The following is a 6,306-nucleotide window of genomic DNA, read 5'->3' on the forward strand; positions in this document are numbered from 1 at the left end:
ATGAAGCTGGAAAAGCAACCCTTCGGCTACTGGCCAAATGGAGAACCTATTGAGGCATAGAAGAAGTGCGAGATTTGGGTAGAAAGTTTGGCTTCTTGTACTTCATGACTGTAATGTGGTCCTTCCATACCCCCTTCTTCGTCCACTCCTCCATGAACTCTTCGATGGTCCTCTCTATTTCACCTAATCGACATCCCAGAGTGTTATTGTTTCTTTTTCTATCTATGTCAGCCAAAAAGTGCGTAATCTCTTTTCTTCCTTTCGTCGAGAGCAACCAAGCCGATCTCTCGTTCATATTCAGCCACTTCCACAGCGGGGAGGCACTTTGCCCTTTTTTGCCCGCTTTTTCGATGCCTTCGTAGTCTCATGTCAAAACGGTAAGTCGGTTGCACCTGTGCTACCTGGAGGCTCCCGAAAGAGAGGTGAGATGCATTCTCCCCGCTTGAGCCGGGGATTGGCGCGAGCACTACCTAGTAGTGGCCTGTTCAACACAAACGCCATATAACGTTAGAGCGGCTTATCAGATTCTCTCGTAACAGACTTCGGACGGTCTTTTCGAACTATTTTCTAACTTTTAGTTCAGTTACATAGGCGAGTCTAAGTGGCTTATCCCCCCTCTGGTATGAGTCATCGTATGACGGCGAGGATTATGTATTCCCTTATTTCGTTTCTCTTTTTCTCTGCACGTTTGTTGAAGAACGTTAAAGTAACCTAACAACCAAATATAAAGGGTTGTGTAGTCCAGATTGCTGGAAAGGATGCCCGAAACTTGAGAGAATTGCGACCGCTCCAGCCATAAGCCATATCCTGGTAAGAATTCCTGGAGTACTGTAGGGTTGTAGATGAGCATACACGGTACTACGGTCTCTCTTGGCCACCGCTTTCACTTCAGCCCCAGATATTCTATAATTGCCTCGACGTTAACGTGGCTTTCGAAAAGCTCCCTCATCATGCTCACCTTTGGCTCACCCCTGATTCTTGTTCTGCCAAAGACGTTTTCGAGTCTGCTTATTGTGGTTAGAGTGTCGTGCCTCGTAAGTATAATAGGTACGCCTCTTTCTTCTGCCTTTGTAAGAACGAGCTGAACTGGCTCCAGATTTCCTGTTAGTATGATGCAATTTACATTGGGCATTTCAAGGGCTGTCAGTAGCAGGTCGCTCCGGTCGCCTCCTGTAACAAGAGCTGCGTTTCTTGCCTCTCTCAGGTATCTCAAAGCAGACTGAGGAGACATTGCGCCAATTACCACCTGTTCGACCATCGTTTCCGCTTTTGGCTCAATCAGATACTCTCCAGAGACAGCGTCTTTAATTTCATCCACAAATAACCCGGCAAGAACAGGGTTCCTTGGAATAGCACCGACAATATCAAGACCTGCCTCATTTAGAACTTTTCTCGCAATCCCCTCGATGTAAGACATCTTGTACCCTGATACTTGATTGAACACGACTTTCTCCAAACTCGTTCCGAATATCGACTTCGCTATCAGAACTTCGTCAACAACAAAATCGCTGGTGTATTTCGCTACAAGGAGAACCTTGGCGTTTAGCATCTTTGCAACGCTTACGTCGTCAATGCCAACTGCCGCCCCGGTTTTGTAGTTTTGTGCCCCCTCCACTATCACAACGTCTGCATCCTCTGCGATTTTTGAGAATCCGTCAATGATGGTTTTTCTCAATACCACCGGATCAACTGATGTAGCAAACTCGACATAAGGCCTGTCGAGAACTACAGGACACACACTACCCTCGACACCGAGTATCTTCGCTGTGATATGGCAGTCCTCCTCAAGGGTTTCTCCCTCAACCTTGACTGTGTTTACACCAAAAGCCTTGAAGTATCTCACTTTGTAACCCATCTCCTTAAGCTTTAGTCCAAGGGCGATGATAATTCCACTTTTGCCGGAATATCCTTCTACGGACGAAACGAGTAAACACTTCATAACTCCTACACCTCCTTCACATCCAAAACCATCCTGAAATCCACAACAACATTTCCATCCTCAAAAACCTTCACCGGATTGAGGTCAACTTCTAGTAATTCGGGGTGATCTACACTGAGCTTTGATACTCTCACAAGTAAATCGACAATAGCGTCAATATCTACTGGTTTCTCACCCCTCAAACCTCTTAAAATACGGTAAGCCTTCACCTCTTTTATCATTTCGCTGGCCTCTTTTCTCGTTATCGGAGCAATTCTAAACGAGACATCTTTCAGAACCTCCACATAAACCCCACCCATCCCAAACATGATTAGCGGACCGAACTGAGGGTCTCTCTTCATGCCCACTATCAACTCCTTACCACCCTCAACCATTTTCTGCACGAGAATTCCATTAATTCTCGCTTTTGGCATGCGGCTCTCGACATTTGAGAGAATCTCGAAGAAAGCCTTTTCAAGTTCGTTTTCTCCAACATTGAGTTTAACTCCGCCAACATCGCTCTTGTGAACAACATCGGGAGAGACGACCTTCAGAACTACCGGATAGCCCACTCTATCCGCAATCTCTTTAGCCTCTTTGAAAGTTCTAGCAATTCCGTAAGGAGGCATCTTAATTCCGTATGCATCCAGGAGTGGCAGTCCTTCAGCTCCGACGATTCTGCTACCCATCTTCTTGAGTTTATCTAGAACATCCTCAATTTTTGCATAATCCACATCTACCACAGTTTCCTCTTCTACATCTTCTCTTATTGACATTTCGGAGTATTTTTTGACAACGGAAATGGCCTTAACTGCTCTTACAGGATCGAAGAAGTTTGGAATGTTTGACTTCATAAGTATCTTCTCTGCCTCTTTAATACTCTCGCCACCCATGAAGCAGCAGACCACGTCTTTTCCTTTAACACATTCAGCAGCCTTTACAAAATCCATCTGTGCCGTGGGTGTTAGGATGGCGAGAATAATTCCTACATTATCATCTTCAGAGAGGATATCAAGAGTGCGTGAGAATCTGCTGATGTCAGCGTCTCCCAGAATGTCAACAGGGTTGTAAATGTTTGATTCCGCGGGCAGAAACTCTTTTAGTTTTCTTATTGTTTCAAAATCAAAGCTCGCCAGGGGTATGCCAAATTGGTCGCAGGTGTCTGCGGCCATAACTCCCGGACCACCGGAATTCGTGACGATTGCCAGGTTTCCAGCTTTTCTGTACTTTAGCAACACCCTGGCAAAGTCAAAAAGCTCCTCTACCGATGTTGCCTCTACAACCCCGCTCTGTCTAAAAGCCGTCCTGTATGCTTCGTAACTTCCTGCCAGACTACCTGTATGGCTCGATGCCGCCTTTGCTCCGCTCTGTGATTTTCCAGCCTTTAACACTATTACTGGCTTCTTCTTTGCCACCTTCTTTGCCACCTTTATGAACTTCTGGCCGTCACTCAGACCTTCTATGTAAAGCAGAATGACGTCGGTTGAGTCGTCGTGAGCAAGGTATTCCAGAAAATCGGACTCGTCAAGCATCGCTTTATTTCCCAAGCTGACGACTTTGCTGAAACCAATACCACTTTGTTTTGACCACTCGAGAACAGCCAAAATCAGTGCCCCGGACTGGCTCAGAAACGCAACCCTTCCCTTACTCGGAGCAACTTTGCTGAAAGTAGCGTTCATCCCAATATCGGTGTTTATAATTCCCAGACAGTTTGGACCTACCAGCTGGATACCATGCTTCTCTGCCAGCCTCACCAACGCCTTCTCAAGCTTCGCTCCCTCTATTCCAGCTTCCTTAAAGCCTGCGGATATCACTATTGCACTTTTTACGCCCTTCTTTCCACACTCTTCGAGTGCTCCTAGCACCAATTTTGCAGGCACTACGATGATAGTAACATCAACATCCTCAGGTATGTCGAGAATGGAAGGGTAGCAGGGTAAGCCCAGCACTTCTTTGTACTTCGGGTTTACTGCGTAAACAGTACCCTTGAATTCTTTGAGATTTTTTACGATGGTATTTCCCACCTTTCCCTCCTGGGGTGAAGCGCCTATTACCGCCACGACTTTCGGGTAAAACAATGTGTCCATTGAGAAGCGTTTGAATACTCTTTGCTAAATATCTTTGTCAAGCAGTGTATGTTAATGTATGTTGTTCGGAAGATTAACCAAATATAATATGCTTAGCTTCTATTCTAATATGAGTGTGCGTAGAGATGATGTAGTAATTATCACATGCGCCATAACGGGTGCCATACATACGCCAAGTATGTCTCCCTATCTGCCAGTAACTCCAGAGCAGATTGTGGAAGAGGCTGTCAAAGCTGCAGAGGCAGGGGCAGGTATGGTTCACATCCATGCAAGGGACCCCAAGGATGGGCGACCAACAACAGATATCGAAGTTTTTAGGTACATCTGCAGAGAAATCAAAAAACAAAGTGATGTGGTTATCAACGTAACTACAGGTGGAGGAGGAACTTTAGGAATACCTGTAGAAGAAAGGGCAAAAGTTGTGCCAGCGTTAAAGCCTGAAATAGCCACCTTCAACATGGGGTCTATGAATTTTGCCATACATCCACTGCTCAAAAAGTACAAGGAGTTCAAATATGAGTGGGAACCTGAGTATCTTGAGATGACTAAAGACATAGTTTTTAGAAATACCTTCAAAGATCTTGAAGAACTTTCTAGAATTTTCAAAGAGAATGATACTAAGCCAGAACTAGAGTGTTACGATATAGGTCAAATATACAATACGGCATTTATGTTTCAGGAGGGTTTTTTGGACCCACCACTGCGACTGCAGTTTATTCATGGAATACTCGGAGGGATAGGTACCGCTATCGAAGATGTCCTATTCATGAAGCAGACAGCAGACAGATTGATCGGTGAGAAGAATTATACGTGGTCGCTTGTAGGTGCAGGCAGATTCCAAATGCCTCTCGGTACGCTGGCAGTAGTAATGGGTGGTGATGTCAGAGTGGGTCTCGAAGACAGCTTATACCTTGAAAGAGGCCGGTTGGCAAAGAGTAATGCTGAACAAGTCGAGAAAATGGTTAGAATTGTGAGAGAACTCGGAAAAAGACCGGCAACACCTGATGAAGTGAGAGAAATGTTGGGGCTTAAAGGAAAAGATAAGGTGAATTTCTAATTTTTATATAGGTGGTAATTATGAAGATCGCCCTACTTGGGGGCACGGGTAATCTGGGAGAAGGCCTAGCCTTGCGGTTTGCCAAACTTGGGCACGAGATTATAATCGGGTCAAGAAAGATTGAGAAGGCTAAACAATTAGCCTCAGAATATCTAGAAAAGGTAAGCAAGGCTTCCATAACTGGAATGCAAAATGAGGACGCTGCAAAGGAATGTGACATGGCGGTGTTTACGATTCCCTGGGAGTTTGCCTTTGATACAGCTGAAAAGTTGAAAGACTACCTGAAGAGAAAGATCGTAGTGTCCCCTCTTGTGCCCATGAAAAAAGTTGGTGATAACTTTGTGTATGTTAGGCCTGAAGAGGGGTCAGCAGCGCAGAAACTTGCGACAATTCTGACAGAAAGTAAGGTCGTTGCTGCATACCACGCAATCCCAGCAAAAAGGTTCGCAAATCTATCGGAGGAATTTGAGTGGGACGTTCCAGTGTGTGGAGACAGTGAAGCAAAAGAAGTTGTCATTGAATTAACCGAAAAAATTTCGGGGTTAAGAGCATTGGATGCAGGGGATCTCTCAAACGCCTATTTGATCGAATCGCTGACAACCCTTATACTGAATATCATGAAAAGAAACAAAATAGGCGAAATCGGGATTAGTTTTCGCTAAAAATTTAACCTCCACTCATTTCACAGCGAGCTATGAGTGTGGAACACCTGATCCCAGAACACCCTGATCCCTTCGTTTCGACCGTGCTCTTTGCGATCCTCGCGCTGGTACTGATTTTGCCGTTTAGGGTTAAGAAGATCGAGGAGAACCTGGAGCCCTTCTTCCTCGTCATGGGTATAACTGCCGTCCTCGCCACCAACACGCTTGCTCCCATTCTAACACCAGAACTAGTAATCCACGCCCTCGAATCACCCATCGGCATAGTTAAAATAGGTGAAATTCCAGTTCTCGGCATATTCCAGGTTGTCCTCATAGTCGGTTTGATAATCCACTTCTACAACCGACAGATCTACTCCGCTCTAGTTTCGATGATGAAGAAAATGGGGCTGAAGGCCTTCGCATTCATCTTCGTCATCCTCTTCGGTTTAATCTCCAGCATAATATCCGTCATCGTCTGCTCCGTAATTCTCGCTGAGATCGCCCTTGCCATGCCCCTCGATAGGAGGAAAAAGATAGAGTTTATAGTGTAGGGTGCTTACACAATCCTCAATCCAATCTCTTCTTTAACTTGTTCAATCTTCA

Annotated in this window: 6 protein-coding genes; 3 read left to right on the top strand and 3 right to left on the bottom strand. The window is 45.3% G+C overall.

Annotated features, from left to right (window positions below; genetic code table 11):
* Nucleotides 1-46: 46 nt before the first annotated feature.
* The 3 genes from H0Z19_RS11375 to acs all read right to left on the bottom strand — a co-directional run bounded on the left by H0Z19_RS11375 (nt 47) and on the right by acs (nt 4,005).
* Nucleotides 47-295: a hypothetical protein gene (locus H0Z19_RS11375; RefSeq protein WP_290726718.1), complete on the bottom strand. Its 249-nt coding sequence runs from the start codon at nt 293-295 to the stop codon at nt 47-49.
* Nucleotides 296-883: 588 nt separating this feature from the next.
* Nucleotides 884-1,939, bottom strand: coding sequence for a phosphotransacetylase family protein (locus H0Z19_RS11380; RefSeq protein WP_290726719.1), 1,056 nt, complete (start codon nt 1,937-1,939; stop codon nt 884-886).
* A 5-nt stretch (nt 1,940-1,944) separates the two neighbouring features.
* A complete protein-coding gene (acs, locus tag H0Z19_RS11385) occupies nt 1,945-4,005 on the bottom strand; it encodes an acetate--CoA ligase alpha subunit (RefSeq protein WP_290726721.1) in 2,061 nt (686 codons plus the stop codon).
* A gap of 109 nt (nt 4,006-4,114) precedes the next feature.
* On the opposite strand from acs, the gene H0Z19_RS11390 reads away from it, so the two are divergent.
* Genes H0Z19_RS11390 through H0Z19_RS11400 form a run of 3 tightly spaced genes read left to right on the top strand, consistent with a single transcriptional unit; the run spans nt 4,115 to nt 6,254 of the window.
* The gene (locus H0Z19_RS11390) at nt 4,115-5,062 is read left to right on the top strand and encodes a 3-keto-5-aminohexanoate cleavage protein (RefSeq protein ID WP_290726723.1); all 948 of its coding nucleotides are present in this window, start codon (nt 4,115-4,117) and stop codon (nt 5,060-5,062) included.
* A 20-nt stretch (nt 5,063-5,082) separates the two neighbouring features.
* Nucleotides 5,083-5,724: an NADPH-dependent F420 reductase gene (gene npdG / locus H0Z19_RS11395; protein ID WP_290726725.1), complete on the top strand. Its 642-nt coding sequence runs from the start codon at nt 5,083-5,085 to the stop codon at nt 5,722-5,724.
* A 32-nt stretch (nt 5,725-5,756) separates the two neighbouring features.
* Nucleotides 5,757-6,254: a DUF1646 family protein gene (locus tag H0Z19_RS11400; RefSeq protein WP_290726727.1), complete on the top strand. Its 498-nt coding sequence runs from the start codon at nt 5,757-5,759 to the stop codon at nt 6,252-6,254.
* Nucleotides 6,255-6,306: the final 52 nt, after the last annotated feature.

This window comes from Archaeoglobus sp., assembly GCF_017656475.1.
In the GTDB taxonomy this organism is placed as follows: domain Archaea; phylum Halobacteriota; class Archaeoglobi; order Archaeoglobales; family Archaeoglobaceae; genus Archaeoglobus.